Source organism: Chitinophaga filiformis, from assembly GCF_900102545.1.
GTDB classification, from domain to species: Bacteria; Bacteroidota; Bacteroidia; order Chitinophagales; family Chitinophagaceae; genus Chitinophaga; species Chitinophaga filiformis.
Window position 1 is genome coordinate 49,401 of the sequence record NZ_FNBN01000010.1, and the last position, 20,047, is coordinate 69,447.

The 20,047-nt window shown below is 41.7% G+C and carries 17 protein-coding genes; 12 read left to right on the forward strand and 5 right to left on the reverse strand.

What is annotated here, in order from left to right; all coding sequences use genetic code 11:
• The first annotated feature begins 24 nt into the window (after positions 1–24).
• The 4 genes from BLR32_RS34570 (at position 25) to BLR32_RS29145 (ending at position 5,800) form a co-directional block, all read left to right on the forward strand.
• Positions 25–2,520: a glycoside hydrolase family protein gene (locus BLR32_RS34570; protein WP_089837363.1), complete on the forward strand. Its 2,496-nt coding sequence runs from the start codon at positions 25–27 to the stop codon at positions 2,518–2,520.
• Positions 2,521–2,656: 136 nt separating this feature from the next.
• Entirely contained in the window at positions 2,657–4,375 is a 1,719-nt protein-coding gene (locus BLR32_RS29135) for a hypothetical protein (RefSeq protein ID WP_143011635.1), read from the forward strand.
• Between the two features lie 107 nt (positions 4,376–4,482).
• Entirely contained in the window at positions 4,483–4,950 is a 468-nt protein-coding gene (locus BLR32_RS29140; protein ID WP_089837367.1) for a hypothetical protein, read from the forward strand.
• Between the two features lie 112 nt (positions 4,951–5,062).
• Positions 5,063–5,800, forward strand: coding sequence for a hypothetical protein (locus tag BLR32_RS29145; protein ID WP_089837369.1), 738 nt, complete (start codon positions 5,063–5,065; stop codon positions 5,798–5,800).
• A gap of 129 nt (positions 5,801–5,929) precedes the next feature.
• On the opposite strand, the gene BLR32_RS29150 is transcribed toward BLR32_RS29145, so the two are convergent.
• Together BLR32_RS29150 and BLR32_RS29155 are read right to left on the reverse strand one after the other, a co-directional pair.
• Positions 5,930–6,574, reverse strand: a complete 645-nt coding sequence (locus tag BLR32_RS29150; protein WP_143011636.1) for a hypothetical protein — start codon at positions 6,572–6,574, stop codon at positions 5,930–5,932.
• Positions 6,575–6,737: 163 nt separating this feature from the next.
• Positions 6,738–7,268 (reverse strand): NAD(P)H-dependent oxidoreductase, encoded by a 531-nt coding sequence (locus BLR32_RS29155; protein ID WP_089837373.1) that lies wholly within the window; start codon positions 7,266–7,268, stop codon positions 6,738–6,740.
• 92 nt (positions 7,269–7,360) lie between these two features.
• Between BLR32_RS29155 and BLR32_RS29160 the strand changes: the two genes are divergently transcribed.
• From BLR32_RS29160 to BLR32_RS29175, 4 genes are all read left to right on the forward strand, one after another.
• Entirely contained in the window at positions 7,361–7,717 is a 357-nt protein-coding gene (locus BLR32_RS29160) for a winged helix-turn-helix transcriptional regulator (RefSeq protein ID WP_089837375.1), read from the forward strand.
• A 193-nt stretch (positions 7,718–7,910) separates the two neighbouring features.
• Positions 7,911–8,273 (forward strand): VOC family protein, encoded by a 363-nt coding sequence (locus tag BLR32_RS29165; protein WP_089837377.1) that lies wholly within the window; start codon positions 7,911–7,913, stop codon positions 8,271–8,273.
• A 160-nt stretch (positions 8,274–8,433) separates the two neighbouring features.
• Complete coding sequence (locus BLR32_RS29170; RefSeq protein WP_089837379.1) at positions 8,434–9,615, forward strand: FAD-dependent monooxygenase; 1,182 nt, start codon at positions 8,434–8,436, stop codon at positions 9,613–9,615.
• Between the two features lie 427 nt (positions 9,616–10,042).
• Positions 10,043–11,143 (forward strand): TIGR03118 family protein, encoded by a 1,101-nt coding sequence (locus tag BLR32_RS29175; protein WP_089837381.1) that lies wholly within the window; start codon positions 10,043–10,045, stop codon positions 11,141–11,143.
• A 163-nt stretch (positions 11,144–11,306) separates the two neighbouring features.
• On the opposite strand, the gene BLR32_RS29180 is transcribed toward BLR32_RS29175, so the two are convergent.
• A complete protein-coding gene (locus tag BLR32_RS29180) occupies positions 11,307–11,750 on the reverse strand; it encodes a winged helix-turn-helix transcriptional regulator (RefSeq protein WP_089837382.1) in 444 nt (147 codons plus the stop codon).
• 183 nt (positions 11,751–11,933) lie between these two features.
• Here BLR32_RS29180 and BLR32_RS29185 point away from each other — a divergent pair, with 183 nt between their 5' ends.
• From BLR32_RS29185 to BLR32_RS29195, 3 genes are all read left to right on the forward strand, one after another.
• The gene (locus tag BLR32_RS29185) at positions 11,934–12,656 is read left to right on the forward strand and encodes a hypothetical protein (protein WP_089837612.1); all 723 of its coding nucleotides are present in this window, start codon (positions 11,934–11,936) and stop codon (positions 12,654–12,656) included.
• 93 nt (positions 12,657–12,749) lie between these two features.
• The gene (locus tag BLR32_RS29190; RefSeq protein WP_089837384.1) at positions 12,750–13,436 is read left to right on the forward strand and encodes an alpha/beta fold hydrolase; all 687 of its coding nucleotides are present in this window, start codon (positions 12,750–12,752) and stop codon (positions 13,434–13,436) included.
• Between the two features lie 311 nt (positions 13,437–13,747).
• The gene (locus tag BLR32_RS29195) at positions 13,748–14,851 is read left to right on the forward strand and encodes a Fic family protein (RefSeq protein WP_089837614.1); all 1,104 of its coding nucleotides are present in this window, start codon (positions 13,748–13,750) and stop codon (positions 14,849–14,851) included.
• A 262-nt stretch (positions 14,852–15,113) separates the two neighbouring features.
• Here BLR32_RS29195 and BLR32_RS29200 read toward each other — a convergent pair whose 3' ends face one another.
• Positions 15,114–15,401, reverse strand: coding sequence for a DUF6922 domain-containing protein (locus BLR32_RS29200; protein WP_089837386.1), 288 nt, complete (start codon positions 15,399–15,401; stop codon positions 15,114–15,116).
• A gap of 1,385 nt (positions 15,402–16,786) precedes the next feature.
• On the reverse strand, positions 16,787–18,112 hold the full coding sequence (locus BLR32_RS29205) for a hypothetical protein (RefSeq protein WP_089837388.1): 1,326 nt from the start codon (positions 18,110–18,112) through the stop codon (positions 16,787–16,789).
• A gap of 257 nt (positions 18,113–18,369) precedes the next feature.
• Between BLR32_RS29205 and BLR32_RS29210 the strand changes: the two genes are divergently transcribed.
• Positions 18,370–19,944, forward strand: a complete 1,575-nt coding sequence (locus tag BLR32_RS29210; protein WP_089837389.1) for a recombinase family protein — start codon at positions 18,370–18,372, stop codon at positions 19,942–19,944.
• Positions 19,945–20,047: the final 103 nt, after the last annotated feature.

Sequence of the window (20,047 nt, forward strand, 5' to 3'; positions counted from 1 at the left end):
TCACAATACTCAATCCGTTCTAAAATGGAAAATCGTTTCTTCGAAGTAAGCAACCTGCTTGGCGCCGGAAGACGCAGACAAAATGGCTATGCCAGATCTGCTTCTATTGTGGAAAGATTTGCTAATTCATTCGATGCGGTAGATTATGAGATCCCTGGTACAGTGGATGTCCTTAAACAGCCTTCCGGGCTTGTATGCTGGGCTACAGTGGCAACAATGATGATTTCCTGGCGGGACAACCGTTCTACGCCTATTGAGACTGCAATGGGCAGGATCGGGGCTACTTATCTTGCAAAGTTTAAAGCCAATCAGTGGCTGTTGGCTACAGAAAAGGCAACCTTTCTCAATACAGCCGGCTTCGACTTCAAATATCCACAGAGCTTAACCATTTCTGGCTGGGAACAACTGCTGCGTAATTATGGGCCTATATGGGTCACTACGGCAGAAGGTTCTGATGCCAAATTCGGGATACATGCACGTATTATGACTGCCATCAAAGGCGATGGCACTCCCCAGGGTACTACACTCACTATCATAGATCCTGGAACGGGAACAACCTATCCGGAGAAATTTGCTGACTTCCTTGTAAAATTTGAAAGGGAAGTACGTGTCAGTGACGATTGGGATGGCAGGATACAGATCGTGCATTGGCCGGCAGGCGTATCTGCCGCTCATTCCTTCTCTGCTTTTAACACAGCAATATCATTCTCTGCCATTTCCACTGGTGGCGTTGATCTTATCAAAAGGCTGGAGGGTTTCCGGGAAAGGATGTACAATGATCAGGCAGGCCATTGCACCATCGGATACGGCACCCTGATACATAAGGGTAACTGCAACGGAGCTGCTTCCGAACAGCCTTACAAAAATGGCGTCACTGATCAGCGGGCCACAGAGTTACTGATGGGAAGAGTAAGTGATTTTGAGAAAACGATCAATCAACAGGTTTCTGTAACACTGAATCAAAATCAGTTCGACGCACTTGTTAGTTTCGTATATAACATCGGCTCTGCCAACTTTCAAAAGTCTACTTTACGCAGGCTACTCAACGAAGGCAACTATAGTGCTGTACCCGGTGAAATGAGAAAATGGGTGAAGATCAGGCAGAACGGTGCACTGGTGGACTCTCAGGGTTTGATTAACCGCCGTAACGCAGAGATTGAAATGTGGAATGGTGGTGCAAGCAACGCACAGTCATTCTCTCTGGAGAACCGTGCATTTTTCTCCAATGATCTTACTGTACAGGACGATTTTATACAGCAGTATGCACAGAATGCAACAGACAGCATGCGTCAGACACGTGTGCCAGCTTCAGTAACGCTGGCACAGGCCGCGCTGGAATCTGGCTGGGGCAAACATGCGCCCCGCTTTAACTTCTTCGGCATCAAGGCCGGTTCTTCCTGGAGCGGGGAAAAACAACTGCTGACTACTACCGAGATCCATAGTGACAACGATCGTAGCCGCCACCCTTATCCGGAGATCATATCTATTGAACAGTTTACAGATGGCAGTGGTAACACGCGCTATCGCTGGAGGGTAAAAGATTACTTCAGGGCTTACGCCAATGCTGTAGAAAGTTTCAATGACCATGGCAATTTCCTTGTCAACAATGGCAGATACCGTGAAGCCTTCAATCATACTAATGACGGACGACAGTTTGCCCGCGAGATCGCCCGTGCGGGTTATGCCACAGATCCTAACTATGCGAATGTTCTCATCTCTATCATAGAACATAATAACCTGTTGCGTTTCGATACCGCTACTCCTGCACCATCAGGTGCACAAAGCTTCAATGGCTTCGCTACTGCCAAAGGACTTACCGTACAGGATGTGGCGGGCGACATACTCTCCAATCCCGGCAGAGTCGCTATTCCGGCCAATATCCGGCAGCAGTTGGAGCAGATCAGAGCTAATGGCACCTATACACTAAACAATAACACTTTTACGCCGTCATTAAGTCTGCTGCAAAGTATTTCACAAATGCTCTATTTCTCTCTTGACCACAATAGCAGCGCCAATCCGGCCTTTGGCATTCTCAGCTATATCCGGCCGGCATCGTCCCATCATTCCAACGGTACAGCTGTTGATCTTACACATATTGATGGCAAACGGATTGATGTCCGTAATCAGCAGCAATGCCTGGATGCGGTAGTAGCAGCTATTAATAATCTGGCTCCGGGTAGTTATGCACTCGGATTGCCAAGACCACCTTATGCAGATGGTGCAGGCGCAGACCACGATTTTACTACCTATAACAGGCATATCACCGTATATGCCAATACGCAGCCACCTACGCTTCTGCCGGAATATCAGAACCTGAACACCAGCGGCAATTTCTTCCTGCCTAACAAGTGGAATGAGCACTCCCCTACCGGTAGTACCAATGGTGATCTGGGACATATTACCAATGAAACGTCAAGGAATATACTGCGTACTGCAATTACAAACGCACAGGCAAGAGGTGCCAATATCAGGTATCTGTTTGCTGATGCACTGGATCATTTGCATATACAGGCGTTGTAGAAGGGCTTTTCACTGGAATTAATGCCATTAAAATAAGCTTCTCACACCAGGCAGTATTTGCCGTCTATAAATATTTTTTCAGCGCTTTTGACAGGAGGATTAATTTCGCATCCCGGAAATCTAATCCTCCTATCCTATGTTTAAATTACGACCCGTTACATTATGTGTAACCTTACTTGCATTATTGGCATTTTCAAAAAGGACAAATGCCCAAAACAGCGAAAAGATCAAGGCTGATCTAATTTTCAAAATGCTCGACTTTGATGCGCGTTTCAGAATGCTGCCGGGTTACCGGGACAGTGCATGCCGCATGGATCTTGCTAACCAGGCAAAAACGGAATATCTTGATTTTAAGCAAACCTACCAGGCTAATACTACTCTCTTCCTTAAGAATGAGCGGGAAAAGTTGAATGAGGTGGTAGAGTCATGTGACAGGATCTTTTTGAAAGATGAAGTATTCAGTTCTCTAAAACAGCCAGATTATCTTTCTTCCAAAAATCCATCAAAGGGTGAAGTGATGGATAAAAAGTGGATCGACATTCATAAGGCGTGCCTGTATGTGCTCATTAAAGATTTGACTGTCAGAAGTAATTACGAACTGCTTTATGAATTTTCGCGACTGGCAGCAGCCGCAGATGTAGCCAGAAATGGATTGCCGGCATGTCATCATTATGCGGATTCGCTGCTGACTAAAGGAGGCAGCTCACTCGACGAGCATTTTCAGAAGGCACAATTGCAAAACAGTCCTGAATCAAACAGCTATTTTCAACAGCTAATCACCGCTTTTAAGAGTAAGGCGGCCGATCTGCCGGAACAAACGAAAGCCATGTATGCCAGCAGGAATATGCTGATCCTGTCGCCCGAAGGTGAAGAAGCAGATATCCACCTGATGACCCGGTATCCCGCTACGCCTTTACACCTGGATGGCCTCATCAAAGAATTGACAGAAACGGACAAATATGCCATCGTCGCGTCGCCCGCGGCTCAACGCGATATGCGGAACAATTCTATCTTTTTCCAAACCAAAGCGCATAAGGCAGGGAAAGATGAAACCGCAGATTATACCTTTCAAATCATAACGCCCGGTGTACTTGATGTGCAATACAACAGGCCGGAATATTATACCGGTTTCTTGCAAAGAGGATACATCTCTATCATAACTTATCGCTGTCCAATAAGTATAAATGTAATGGATAAAGAAGGGAGAATAGAGCGAACATTTGTGGTGGTTGGTGAAAATAATGTCTTCAGTGATACTTTGCATGCGAACATTATGAATAACCTGAGACCAGGATGGGGTATGATTCCATTTCCATCTGATACTGCATGTTATGATGCAATGGCTGATGTCAATCTTAAAAACAGCATTAGCAATATGCTATTCAGTTCAAAATGGAACGAAGCCGTTCCCACCATTACAACTGCACTTAATAATGGCTACGGTTACTGGAAAGTATGGAGAGAACAATATATTATATATGGCGTGAAGAATCCTGAAGCGGGTTATCAGGACATTGCCAATATTGTAGACAGTACAGATGATGCGATACGCCACCTGGATGACGAAAGTCTGAGGACTTCCTCCAAGGCTACTCTCTCCCGCATGCTTGAAAAATATCAGGAGATATTGAAACGTCCAGACCTCAGTCACAATGTGAGATTACTTTGCATGCGGAATTCCATACAGGCGGCCATGTTATCAGATCAGTTGGAGCGGACCATGACACTGGTCGCCGATTACAAAAAAGTCAAATCTGATGATGTGCTTGTGCCTTCGCCCAACTTTAAGGTGTTTTCTTTTCGCTATTGGATGATGAAAAACAGTGCAGCAACTGTCACATTGCCCCAGTATTAAAAACCGCTTATTGTGGATATCAGGAGCAAAAAGTGAGGAATCTGGCTGGCATAGAACTGTACTGGTATAAATTTTTCTTAAATTGACCTGCATTCAATCAGGAATTTATGACACACCAGGAAATGATTGCTTTTAAAACCAGGCTTAAAAAGGCTGGAGAGCTATTGCTAACAGAACGAATCGCGATAACGAAATCGGCTGTTGATAATGCCCAGGAGGCAGCTAATAGCGAAGATAAAAGCTCGGCTGGTGATAAATACGAAACGGGAAGAGCGATGGGCCACCTGGAGAAAGATATGTATGCAAGGCAACTGGCAGAAAACATCAGGGAGCTTGACAAATTACAGAAGGTAAATACAGATATTATTTATGCTACTGCTCAAACGGGAGCATTTATAAGATGCCAGCAATGTTCCTTTTTTATTGCAACCGGATTGGGCAAGCAGGTGATAGATGATCAGACAATTTTCTTTCTTTCACCTGATGCCCCGCTTGCAAGGTTACTATTACATAAGAAAGCGGAAGATCGTTTTCCATTCAATAAAATGGATGTGGTGATCCTTGAAATTTATTAACTTGTCCATCCTGGAAGGTCATGCAATCAACCCGGCATGCAGGCCCACCAGGATGGGCTTTTTTATGCAGTCCGGACAATTGAAAACCTATACTCAATAAATACACAGAACAATGATTCAGGAAAACAATTTTAAAATTATTGCCTACAAAGATTTAAAGGGCATGTTACCTGCAGGCAATAATCTGGAAGCAGTGTATGAAAAATCAAAAGACAAAGTCAAGTTCGATGAAACCCTTTTCCCCGTTTATGAGGGCGATATTGAAACAGCAACCCTCAATCTTCACAATGATATTTATTGGGAAGTCTATTACAAATATGTAAATGAAAGGGAGGACCTGCTTCTTTCCCAACCTGTGGTATTGGGCAATGTGCATTGCGAAGTGCTGAGTTTTTATCAGGGGTTGATAGCAGGGGAAGTGGCAGCTAAAAACATGTGGACGCGATACCCTGACCATAAAGACAGTCTGGCTCAGATTACTGGTAGCTTAAAAGTAGAAGAAGTGCTTTTTCTCGAAGGGAAAGGCCTTAAAAAAAGTACCTGTCTTTCAGTGCTGGGAGATGCTGCTATTCATACACTAATAAATATGCATGATGCGGAAGTAAAGGGGAACAAACTATCTGTACAAAAAGAATTTTCATTTCCGTTCATTTACGCAACAGCCGACAGAAGTAAACATGCAATGAAGGAAACAGACTGGAGCGGCCATACGCTGGAAGAGCTTACAACTTATTTCAATAAAGAAGTGTTGGATATGGAATATGGAAAAGCCGGTTCGAATCCAGATATGTTCTTTAACGTAGGTACTCATCTATCGAAGGAATACCACAATTATCTCGCAAAGAAGTAACATTACATTACTGGTAGAAGTAATGGTTTTTCAGTGAGAGATGGTTACTTCTTATCTTACAAGGCAGTCCCTGGAAATGACACAATTCATTTCCAGGGTATTTCAATGATAACAGCATGTTGTAAAGCATTAACCTACAACAGCCGTCGTATATATTTCCTGTTTGATAGCGGCCGAAACCTCTTTGGATTCTAACTTCTCTCCTTCTACGTTGATGTTACCTGCAGGGATATCGATCTTTATACCAGAAATCTTGTTGTTGGCTGTACGTTTGAATATTACCTGGCCACCATATTGCTCTACGTTGAAAGTATCTGCTTTCTGACGGCTCAGATCTGCACTACCCGCACGACCACTAACAGTAAGGATACCATCTTTCAGCGTTACTTTTGCCTCATCAGCATCATCACCAGTACCTAATCTATAGGACCCTACATATTCTGCCAGATCTTCAACGCGGATACCTGCCACATCTATGTTGGCTGCAGGGATATTTACTTTGATACCGGAAATCTGTTTAGCAGAATTACGGAGGAAGATGACGTCACCACCGTATTCATCTACGGAAAAGGTATCAGGTTTCTGCATGCTGAGATCAGCACTACCTCTGGCGCCGCTTATAGTCAGTTTGTCTTCTCTCAACTCGACTTTTGCATCTTCTGCAGCATCACCTGTACCCAATTTGTAAGTACCTGGATATTCGGTTAAAGAACTTTTCTGCGCATGTACCGTAAGCGCCATAAGAAGTACTGCGAACAATAAAACGTGTTTCATAAAATGAATAGTTTAAACAGGGAAGTTAGTCTGGCGACATGAGTCATGCAACAAACCGGGTATGAAATAATTGTTATAAAAATGTCCTGCAAACATACAACATGCCCCTGCGCTGTATTCGCGGGAATACCCTAGTTTACTATTCTTTTAAATAGCTGATGCTTTATAAGGAATTAAGGAAATTAATATATAATGGAACACTCCTTTCAATCCATTCGTCAGATGAATTTAATTCAATCCCGTAATACGCAAAAAGCGGCTGATAGTCTGCTTTCACATATTCAAAACTAAGTTCGAAAGGGCGGGTCAATTCTGTCAATGTGTATTTATATCTTTCGTTTCTTCGATATTCATGTTCATCAACTCCCACTGATATAGCCAGTGCTACTTTCTTTCCCGACATTTTGTACCCGCTTTTACTGCCATAGGCCCATCCGTAAGTCAATACCTCGTCTAACCATTTTTTAAAAATCGGCGGATAATTGAACCAATAGTAAGGAAATTGAAATACAATTTTATCATATTGCTCAACCAGTTTCTGCTCTGCCAGCACATCAATTCTTTCATCAGGATACACTTCATATAACTGATGAACGACGTATTTATCAGGGTATTTATTCAGCTCTTCAATCCATCTTTTGTTAACAGCCGAACTTTTGATATCAGGATGGGTAACGATTACCAATGTTTTCATCTAACTAAAAATTTTCTGCAGCAATATTAAAGTACCTAAGTTAAATTTGTTACGTTAACGACCCATTGTGCGGTACTATAAAAAATGTCAGTATGTCAAAGATAAAAGAAACATCCACCAACTTTGCCAACAAACAAGCATTAGCCGATGAGTGTTCAGAGGTGTATGCCGCTAACATTATTGGCGGACAATGGGCTCTAGCTATTTGTTCCTGGTTAGTAAATGGGAAGCTCAGATTTGGGGAATTAAGGAAGTTATTACCTAACATCACCGAACGAATGCTGACCTTGCAACTGCGGAAATTAGAGGATAATAGGATTATTACACGGACGGTTTATGCCGGGGTACCGCCAAGGGTGGAGTATGAGTTGACGCCGATTGGATATGAGTTGAAGCCTATTATTAAGCAGCTTGAGAAATGGGGAGAGAAACATAAGAATCTGAAGTGAAAGAAATGTGCTAGCAGATGATTCCAATGCAGCATTAAAATCACTGAGAAGCCCTTCCCTTAGAGGTTAACATCTAATATATTGACCTAACCTGTGGCGGTTTAAACACCATAGATTCCAACCGTCTTAGACGCGTCCAGGGATTCGCTATATATAGATTCTCTGTTAAAGACTAAATTTGTTTAAAACCAGAATGATGAAAGCTTTAAGCGCTACAACCGTCTTTTACATTTCTAATCTCAGGCAATCCTTGCAATATTATACTGAGATAATAGGGTTCACTGAAGACTTTGTATTTGGAGACTATGCCGGTCTGTATTATGACGAAGTATCTATTCACCTCTGCGGCCCTGAAAACCAGGGATTGAAAAAAATCCCTGGCAACACATTGCATTGTATCGCTTGCGATGAGGTCGATGAGTTTCATGATGCTCTTGTCGCAAAGGGAGCCTTGATTGTCAACGCACCCCAGGACCGTATATATGGGATGCGCGATTTCGCTGTGAATGACCTTGACAGCAACACCCTTGTATTCGGTGTGGCGATATCAACTTGAGCAGCAGTAGAACTATCATACAGCCATCAGACGATGCTCGCTTGTATCCTTTGACATACTTTGCCTCTTTTACCGGCTGAAAAAGTCCTTTTACCGTTTTTTTCCGCACATTAACCTAACGCTGATTGTGCTACTGTACAACGAAGGGTATTTTAGCCGTATGAAAACAAATACTATTCTTATCTCAGGCGCCAGCATTGCAGGACCCGCATTGGCCTTCTGGTTAACCAGATACGGTTTCAAAGTAACTGTAGTTGAGCGTGCACCCACTATACGACCCGGTGGATACGCCGTAGATTTCCGCGGCACTGCAATCCAGGTATTGAAAAAGATGGGGCTTTATGAAGAAATAAAGAAGCATGAAACTCGCGCTGGCAAAATAACATTGGTAGACGAACAGGATAAAAAAATCGCCAGTTTCCCCGATAGCTTCACGAGCGGCGAACTAGAGATCATGCGTGGCGATCTTGCCAACATATTATATGAAGCATCAAAGGAACATACTGAATATATCTTTGACGATACCATTGTCGGTATGCGGGAATGTGGAGATGGTGTAAATGTCACCTTCGACCATAAGGCACCGCGGAAATTTGATCTGGTGCTCGGCGCTGACGGCTTGCATTCAAAAGTAAGATCGATTGCCTTCGGCAACGAATCTAACTATATACATCATCTGGGTTTGTATATAGCCATATTTACTACGCCCCAATTCATTAACCTGGGCATGGATGGCCTGTATTATGGTGTTCCGGGCAAACGGATGGGTATGTTCGGCGCCAGGAACGGTACAGAGGCCAGGGCTTCTTTCTATTTCGCATCTGAAGCATTTGGCTACAATTACCGAGATGTTGAACAACAGAAACAGATTATCACCGCCAGATTTTCGGGTGAAAAATGGCATACCAGGCAGATGCTGAAACTAATGGACAACGCCCCTGATTTTTACTTTGATTCTATCAGCCAGATCAAAATGGATTGCTGGTCAAAAGGACGTATTGCCCTTATAGGCGATGCTGCGCATTGTGCATCTCCTATGTCCGGCATGGGTACGAGTATGGCCATCATTGGTGCATATATATTGGCAGGGGAACTCAAAGCTGCTAACGGTGATTATAAGACAGCTTTCACCAGCTATGAATCGCAGATGCGGGACTTTGTACAAAGCTGTCAGGATCTGGCCAAGGGAGTTGATTGGTTTGTTCCTAAGACACGTTTCAAGCAATGGATGAGCAGACAACTCTGGAGGCTGCTGCCATATACGCCATGGAAAAACATGATGATTGAATTACCGTTGAAGATCGCCAACTCTATAACGGTCAAAGAGTATAGTCCTGAATAAATATGACCGCAGTACCCACGCAGGTCTTATTCCTCCCGGATGTCCATACCGAAGCAGATTCACCAGTTCATGGCACTCCTTACAAAAGCCGTTACAGAAATAGATAACCGGGTTGTGCATTAATCTTTTGAATTCCTTAAACTCCGACTTGCCAACATTTTTTGCTTTTGACTGTTTAGAATAACGGAACAGAGAATGCCTTCTCTTTATGCCAACGATATATGACTACATAGCTGCAAAAAGATTGCTTCTGCAGAAGGCAATATTTCTGTTCTCTTCTTACGTGTATTTATGTTCTGACACCAATTCAGTTTATTCCATTTATTTATAGTCGGACACTATTGCGTGGCTTTATACCATTATCTCCTCATGGCTATTCTCTAGAGCCTGATCTACCTGTGTTTTATCACATTTAAAAACCTACAAAATGTTGACACAATTTACCTCAAGAAAGACCTTTCTTTTAAAGAAGGAACTTGCACTTGTCTGTGCATTTATTATGCTTTTTACAGCATGTAAGAAGCATGGACATGACATCATACTGGATAATTATGAGCAAACCAATCTTGTGGCAGATGTAAATGGTTACGGCGCAGCGAATATTGATCCCAACCTTGTCAACGCCTGGGGTATTGCAGCAGCCCCCAGTGGCCCTATCTGGGTGTCGGCAGCTGAGACGGGATTTAGTACAATTTACGATAAGATGGGAGCTACGCTACGTCCCCCGGTAGTGATTCCTGGTCCGGGCAATATGGGCAAAGGAGCTCCTACCGGAGTTGTTTTTAACAACACAACTGACTTCGCTATTCTGTTTGAAAAAAACCTGGTAGCCAGCCGGTTCATTTTTGCTACTGAAGATGGTACGCTCGCTGCCTGGGGCCCTGGCACTGGCGGCACCGCTGTAATTGTAGCTGACAGATCACCATGGAAGGCTGTATATAAGGGGCTGGCAATGGCAAGTCATGACGGTCAAAATTACCTTTACGCTACCAACTTCAGGACAGGGAAGGTGGATATTTTTGATAAAGACTTCAAATTCGTTACTGATAACTCATTCAAAGATCCCAGTATTCCCGCCGGCTTTGCACCTTTCAATATCCGCCTGATAGGAGATAAATTATATGTTACCTATGCTAAACAGGAACAGCCAGACAAAGAAGACGACGAGCCTGGTCCAGGTAATGGATATGTAGATATTTATCGTACTGATGGTGCACTTGTAAAACGCTTTGCTTCAAAGGGTGCCCTTAACTCCCCCTGGGGAATGGTCGAATCCGGTGCTCCCTTCTGCAACCTCAAACACGCAATCCTGATCGGTAATTTTGGTGATGGCCGCATCAACATGTATGATGATAATGGGAAGCTTGTGGGACCTTTAAGTAGCTTAGGCAAACCAATTTCTATTGAAGGTTTATGGGCATTGGAAAACAAAATTCCGCTGGCCGATCCTGAGCAATTGTTTTTTACGGCAGGTCCTGACGATGAAGCGCATGGATTGTTTGGGTATCTGCTAAAAGCGAATAAATAATGTAGTTTGAAGTGGAACTTAAGAGGCTGGTTTTATTGGACCAGCCTCTGATTAATTAACTAATCAGTTCGCTATGATGTAAATTCCCTATTAATCCCGGCAACATTCAACCAAGTTGCAGGATAAAATCATGAATCAGTTTGTTTCCCTTGCAATCATCAACTCACTGGTCATTCAATTCAGCCTTAGACTTATGTAAACGATAGATTTGAAGATGTTTCGAAGTTAGCTGTTTGATCACTCCCGCTTTATCCTTCCGAAGGGCCACTGTTAATTCTTTTTTCAGATCACTTTTGATCTGGGATGCTCCCCAAAGAGCCATTTCTATCACAATTGGAATAATGGTAACGCCCCTTTCAGTTAAACAATAACCAATTCTCGCTCTACCTGCAACGGGGTACTTCATAATAAAACCTTCTTCCTCCAACATTTTTAACCTGTTCGTTAAAATATTGGTCGCAATGCCCTCTGCAGATTGAAGGAAATCGCCAAATGTGTATTTGCCATTTAATACAATGTCTCTGATAATGAGCAAAGTCCACTTATCCCCCAAAAAATCAAGACTGAAACTAATAGGGCAATCAGATCTTTTTGTTATCTCTTTCATGTTAATTGTAAATGCAGGTTTACTTGCAATTCGAAAGTATAAAGTTAAGACTTATAATACTGTTAAATTCCTTTTTCTCTCCTTTCCACTTGCAAATTGAAAGTAATAAACAATATATTTGCAATTGCAATTTGCAAGTATAAAACATACCAAACAAGGAATTAACGACTTAAAACAATGCAAATGAATGACTTAATAGAAAAAATAATCGACGCTCATGGCGGATTAGACAACTGGAAAAAATTTGAAAATGTAACAGCCAGATTAAAGGTTGGAGGTGTAACCTGGGCATTAAAGCAAGTGCCTGGTATTATGGATGACATCAATGTTGTCATTAATACAAGGAGACAGTTTGCATCCTTCTACCCTTTTATAGAAAAGAACTGGCACAATTCATATGAGCCCAATAGGGTAGCTATACTCAATGACAAAGAAGAAGTAATAGACGAGCTATTTAACCCCCGCCCTACTTTCCTGGGATACAAAACAAATACGCCATGGTCAAAACTACAATTAACTTATTTCACAGGGTATGCCATGTGGACTTATATCAATGTTCCTTTTTGTTTTTTAGATCCTGGTTACAGTTGTGTTGAGTTAGAACCATGGGAGGAGAACAATGAAACGTTCAGACGTTTACAGGTTACATTTCCCAGGGAGGTGGAAACCCATAGCCAGGTACAGACTTTTTATATAGACAAGGATGGATTAATAAAAAGGCACGATTACAATGTGGAAATTCTTAGCGACGCAGCATCAGTTCATTATTTAGCGGATTATGTGGAAATCCAGGGAATTAAATTTGCCACAAAAAGAAAAGTTTATGCCAGGTTAGAAGATAATACACCAAAACTACCTGAACCATTGTTTATATCAATAGATATTAGTGATATAAAGCTTGGATAAACAAATTGAATTCTTCGTCGTTGTGGAGAAAGAGATACCAGGTAGTAAGAGGCCCCTCGAAAGGAGTGGCCTTATTTTTTTATCTTGCAAATTATGAAAAATGAAAAAACGTACGTCTTTGTTCCCGGAGGATGGCACGGTGGTTGGGCTTATGATCCGATAACTGACAGACTGGGGCAGCTAGGAAAAAAAAGCATCTCCTTAACCTTACCAGGCCTTGAAGCACACCCCTGCATACAAGACAAGATAATAAATTTAGATACTCATATACAGTTCGTAATAGACATTTTGGTAGAAGGAAACTTTGCTAATGTAATCTTATGCGGTCATAGTTATGCCGGACTAGTTATCACAGGTGTCGCAGATAAAATTCCGGAAAGGATAAATGCACTTGTTTACATTGATGCTTATATTCCGAAAGATGGAGATTCCTGCTGGAGCCTTACGAGTGATGTATATCGGGATCGCTTTGTAACCGGAGCAAGTAATGATGGCTTTACTGTTGCAGTTCCACCGGGGGCGGATGATCGGAGAAGACCACATCCTCTGGCAACGTTCATGCAAAGTTTACATTTGAATGGAAATTATGAACAAGTCCTAAATCGTACGTTCATTTATCTAAGTGGATGGGAAGGAAGTCCTTTTGTTAAACAATATGAGAATCTCAAAGATTCTCAGGATTGGAATATTGAAACAATACATTGCGGACACAATGTGATGAGAGAGTGTCCGGATAAATTGGTTGATATTTTATATAGGCTGGAAGATAAATATAGTTAAAGCGTGAAACGAATCGAATGAAAACCCAAAACACTTTCCATTGCCCTAATTTTTGAACCCAATGCTATTGCAAATCAACAGAAAAGGGTGCTTTATGAGCTACCTTGAAAATTCAGCGTGCCAATGCCATTGTATCTGGGATGAGGGAATTATCCAATATCATTATCATAAACATTGTCATAAATCATTATTATTCAATAGTTATCCTCTTTAATGCGGAGATTAAATGGCATATTCTCCGCATTATTTGCGTAAAAAACCCTTGTCTATGCGGTGAATATATCATATATTCGACGCAAAAGGTGCGTAGAATGTATATCCATCAACTAAGAAATTGGCCACAATTCCAATGGGATAATGACGTGATTACCTCTCTTTTGGCCGAGGTGCGTCATAGACAGGGACGGCTTCTTGGCCGAATGGAAGGACTAGGTTTCCATTTACAGGAAGAAGCGACTCTGCAAACCCTGACACTGGATGTGTTGAAATCAAGTGAAATCGAAGGTGAGGTGTTGAATCCCGATCAAGTGCGCTCCTCCATAGCGCGGCGCCTGGGAATGGATATTGCCGGACTTGTACCGGCTGATCGTAACGTCGAGGGCGTAGTCGAAATGATGTTGGACGCGACTCAACGTTATTCCGCTACATTAACGCAGGATCGACTTTTTGGATGGCATGCAGCCCTCTTTCCAACAGGCCACAGTGGTATTCATAAAATCGTTGTTGGTGGCTGGCGTAATAATGTAAAGGAAGACCCAATGCAAGTTGTTTCCGGCCCAATGGGTCGTGAAACCGTGCATTTTCAGGCGCCGGATTCTGACCGTCTCCAACATGAGATAAACGCATTTTTAAAATGGCTCAATTCGCCGGAAAAAATTGACCCGGTTCTAAAAGCGGCGATTGCGCATCTATGGTTCGTCACCATCCATCCTTTTGATGATGGTAATGGACGTATCGCACGCGCTCTTGCGGATATGTTGCTTGCACGTGCCGATGAAAGCAATAAACGCTTTTATAGCATGTCCATGCAAATCAGGGCTGAGCGTAAGACCTATTACGACATCCTGGAAGAAACCCAAAAAGGAACATTGAATATAACAGAGTGGCTGCAATGGTTTCTTGCTTGCCTCAATCGTGCGATTGCTGCTACTGATAATACATTAGCCGCCGTCATGAGAAAAGCAAAATTCCGGGAACGTCCTGCAACACAGACGATCAATGACAGGCAAAAACTTATGTTGAATAAATTGCTCGATGGGTTTGAAGGAAAGCTCATTTCATCCAAATGGGCGAAGATTACAAAAGTATCTCAAGATACGGCTGTCCGTGATATCCAGGATTTAATCGAGCGTGGGCTTCTCATAAGAGAAGATGCAGGAGGAAGAAGTACAAGTTATATTTTAAAAGAAGAATAAACCGGAAAGGCCTTGTAAAATCAAAATGAAACGACTGGCTCAATCGATCAGTCATTTCTGTTCTAAGTGTCGCCACAGTAACATTTTGCAAACATTGCAAGGGACTTTCACAATCTCCTCTTCTCCAATTGGTAACATACCGATCACATACTCTCTTCGTCAGGGCGCTACAATCAAGCAATTAATACCATGCAGTGGGGCAAAAGTTTGCGTCTATAAGCTCTTGTGAAAGGGCGTGCTCAAATTGGTCACTTAACATATATCAATGGGAATATCTGTGGAATAAAGGTATGTTATATCTGTGAGCAACCATTTCACAAACCTTATTGCTAATTCTTTCTTTAGTTGTTTTGAGCATATCAATAATCTCGGCGTTTGAATAAATCAGCTCTAATTTTTCGATATCGCGAATAAAAGATTGTTCATCTGTCATGAGAAGAGCCCTGGGAATAATCAGATCCTGATCTCTTTCAGCATCCAACTGTTCCATCTTAACATCCCAAAATAAGTGCTTAGGAAAAACAGATGATATTTTAACAGCCTTATTCACCTATTAAATTTACCAAATTCCAAAACAAAAAAGGCACCGACTTTCATCGATGCCTTTAATTCTTTACGCTTGGCCGCGCTATTCGTACCGACGACGGGAAATTCTTAGAACACTTAGAGGCATTACTGCAGCTTCTATTTGAAATTTCTGTTAACCTAAAATGTTCTGACGAGCAATAAATAATTGTAATTTAATGCTTTACGAACAACCATGCATTAAGCACGGGTATAACATTAATTTTAAAATTAAATATTTAACCTTATTAGGTCAGATCGATATATATATAGGAATATACTTACCCTAACATGGGTGAATGATGATGCAAATCCTTCTGAGGCTTCATTATTTTTAGCGGGATTGGCTCGTCAGAATATGTCTATGTCGGATCAATAAGATATCAATGTATAAATTTATCTCGTTAGGCCCTTCTCTGTATAATTCGGGTACTGTGGATGTCTTTCTGAAGTTCTCTATTATTTGAATTACATTTATAAAAGGTTATAATATTAAATATTATACAAATTCAATATTAAAACACACCAATATCCAAATCGCCTAAACAATACTCCCTCGCCTTGCAGCTGGTCGTCATAATAAGCTTTTATTTAAGGTTACTGGCTAGGGTCTTATCCCCTTTTGTCAAAGCTGATCTTCAAAATGCCAGAGGCAGCACAATATATGACCGCTTCATGTTAGACAATGCCAATGGACACGGTTCTGTCTGGAGTTTCCCGGATGGTGGTGGCCCTCCTGTGGCCATCGCAATCGGCGCACCTTTATTAACCTTTTGCCGGCCAGCTAAGTCCTAACCAAGAACAACTGTGGTTTACAGATCAGGCAAACGTTTCCCTTTACTCTGTACCGTTTCTTTCCCCGCCTACTTTTGGCAGTATATATGGTGTCCAAAAACCTATTCGGTAACTTTAGCTAACCATTATGAATAAAGCCCCCGACACTGCCGAGGGCTTCCTTATTATTTCACTTTACGTTTGCTCTTCTTTATGGCTGTCAGTCGAATTAATAGAGGATACAGGTAAAACTCTGAAACACCGTCTTTCATAGTTTCGCAATAGTTCTTCAAATCGCTGCAAATCACATATTTGAATGCGGTCACACCTAAGTTCACAACATAACACTCATTAGCCATTACCTACTATGGATCAAATATTTACATCAATCCGCAGCAAACCACCATGACCGTTTAAAAAGTGTATCGGCGCTAAGTATATTTCTCACACTTATCTCTTTATTGCGTCATTGCACGGCATATACTGCCATAATCTCAGACAAGAGATGGCAATGCTCATAATAGTAAACAAAATAGATGCTGGTAGTATCGACGCATTTAAAGAGAAAAACTCCTGGGGGTAACAGTAAACAACTGTTCAAAATTCAGGCATCTTATCTATCGTTATTTTGTAAATTCTCCAATGGCTCTGATCCGCTATGTATAGTGTATTGTCCGGCCCCACTATAAGCCCATTTTCGCAGTAGCCGAAATTACGATTAACATCCAATGTATACACCATCCCCTTCGCAGAAATCATCCTTATTTTGTGCCCTCTGTCAAAAACAAAGACATTCCCTTTTTTATCTGCAGCAATTGCTGTAGGTTCCTCTATGGTAGCTTGTAACAATGGTCCATCCCATGCACCACGTCCGGAGACCAATGTCTTTACCGTTCCATCAGGCGTAATCTTTCTAACCGCTGAGTTACCCCAATCTGCAACATAGACATTGTCTAATGAATCAACTGTCTCACTCTGTATGAGATGGAAAGACGCGAAATTTCTTGGCCCATCAGTAAAACCAAACCAGCTTTGTCCAGCTATTGTTGTAACGTCTCCTGATGGGGTAATACGACGTATTCTGTAATTAAGTTCATCATTAACAATAATATTTCCCTGGCTATCCATAACCATGGTCAAAGGGCAATTAAACTTCGCTGAAGCGCCATTTCCATCTGCAAATCCAGGGTTGGGGATTGCGTTTCCTCCAGCAAGCAGGCTAATTACGCCTGATGGCGTACGTTTATAAATAGCATTATCATTGCGGTCGGAGACATACATATTACCTTGTTTATCCACAATGACATCTCCCGGATTGTTCCAGCTATCGTTAGGACCCGTGGGATTATATGGACTTGGATACAATCCAGGCATCGTTGTAACTACTCCTTCTGGCGTAATCTTTCTGACCTTTTTTACATCCACGACATACAAATTCCCTTGATTATCAACTTCAAGCCCACGTAAGGAGCCGAATGATGCTTCGGACCCTATACCATCCAAATGGCCATCCGGTCCGTTATATTCATCTTGCGACGAACCACCACCACCTGCCAAAAGTGTGGCACTCGCTTTCAAATAAGACTGATCTTGTATAATCCTAAATGTCACTGTCCTGCCAGCAGATTTTATTAACAAAGTCGCTGTACGCATACCATACCACCCTAGATTCACATCATATCGGAAAGAAACAGTTGCATTACCTATCCCGGAAGTTGGAGAAAGAATACGCAACCATGATTCACTTCCGCTTATTTCCCAGCTATCATTTGTTAATATCTTTACCGAATCCACACCTGACCAGAAACTCACCCGAAGTGAGTCTTTCGTAACAATCAGTATCTGATTTTCTTTCTTTTGGCATGAACTAAAACAAAGTACAGTCACAAAGCAAAGGAAGGAAACTAGTCGTATTAGTCGCATAGGTATTTTAATCTAAATATGAACAAAGATAATAATATATCCATATCCAGTGTACCACATGGATAGGAATTGTCTAACTACTGTGAAAATGGTATTGGATTCAAACCTTTCCTCTATGAAAGTGAGTAACTTTTTCATTCATTTGCCACATTTACTACTGCGGCCCTTGAAATACGAAATACTAGAAGTTTAGCACAACTGTAAATGGTACCTTACGACTGAAAACCTTTTTTCCACCCGATAAAAAGGTAAGCAATATGGTTATGAAAGCGGTCGGATATATGCGTCTGAGCGTCAAAGACCAGTCCTGCTATTCTCTTGAGGCTCAGGAGATAGCCATAAGAGAATACTGCGCCAAACATGACCTCGAACTTGTCGATCTATTTAGAGACAATGGTCAGTCAAGTAGCACCTTCAACAGAATAGATTTCAAATTATTAGAAGCCTTCATAAAAAGGAACAAAGGGCAAATCCAGTATCTGATTGTCATGGAACATGACCGGTTCAGTAGAGATCTTTCGAAAGCGCTGTTAAAAATCAACACACTGAAAAACAAATACGGAATCAAGGTCGTATCTGTTGATGAACCCCTAGATATTGACCTCTCAAATCCTACAACATTTATCAACCGAGCATCCAAATATACTACGGCCAATGCCGAATTATTGAATATAAAATCCAGAACCAAAAGGGGTATTAGAACAGCAAAATTAGCCGGGAGATTCATCAACAAGGCGCCATTCGGCTATCGCAATACCCGGGATATTTTGGGAAAAGGAACATTGCTTCTTGAAGAAAGTGAAGCCAAAATAGTTCGCAATATTGTTACCGATTATCTCTGCGGCCTGTCTTTTAAAGAGATAACCCACCATGCACAACAAGCAGGCTACTATCTGATGGGACACAATTCTGTCAAACGATTATTAGGTAACTGCGTTTATGCCGGACTTATTCCGATAAAGACTGAAACCGGACACCTCAAATACGTAAAGGCACTACACGAAACGGTAATAGAGGAAGCTGACTTTTGGCGTGTACAAGAGCTGTTGAATGACACCAAGCGACCAAAGCTTAAACTTAACAGGGAATTTTCATTAAAGGGCTTATTGAGATGCCATTGCGGTAAGTATATGACCGCTGGTTGGAGTAAAGGCCAAAGGCAGTATTATCTGTACTACCATTGTATAAATCACCCTGCGCCAAACGTGCCAGGCAGAAAAATTCATGATCAGTATGAGAAGATATTAACCTTATTAAAACTAACACCTCAGCAATTAATATATCTAAATAACCAGGTGCGCACAAAGTTGGAAATATCAATGGAAGATGACAAAGCGCAGATAAATGCAAGGAAAAGTATGCTCAAAGAGCTGGACGACCGGATGGAATCACTCGAAGAATCCTATATAGAAAAGCGCCTTGATTACAAGACTTTTGATAAGTGGTCTAAAAGATATAACATTGATCGCACGCAACAGGAAAAACATATAGAGGATCTGGAGGAAAACATTGATGTGCAATTTCAGGTAGTGGGAGCGTTTTTGGAAAACCTGAGTTGCATTCATGACATTTACAATCTGTTAGATCCATTTCAAAAACTGGCTCTTTCAAGACTTATTTTCAGACATGGCTTTCTCTGGGAAGATGGCCTGCTGTCCACACATCATATATGCTTAGCATTATCTCATAATATCACTAGACTTCACCAGGCTGACCTCCTAAAAAATTGTGTGCAGGACTCGGGTATTACTCTGCAGAAAACGGTATGGTGCAATAAGTATGATGTTGGGAATAACTGGATTAACAATAGAAAATTCTGGCTCGGCAAGTAAAATCAAATAACAGATCATATTAGCATATTGCCCGGATCTTGAGTTAATTCCAAAGTTAAAATATTTAACCCAATCAACTTGACATATATTCCTATTTTGTCGT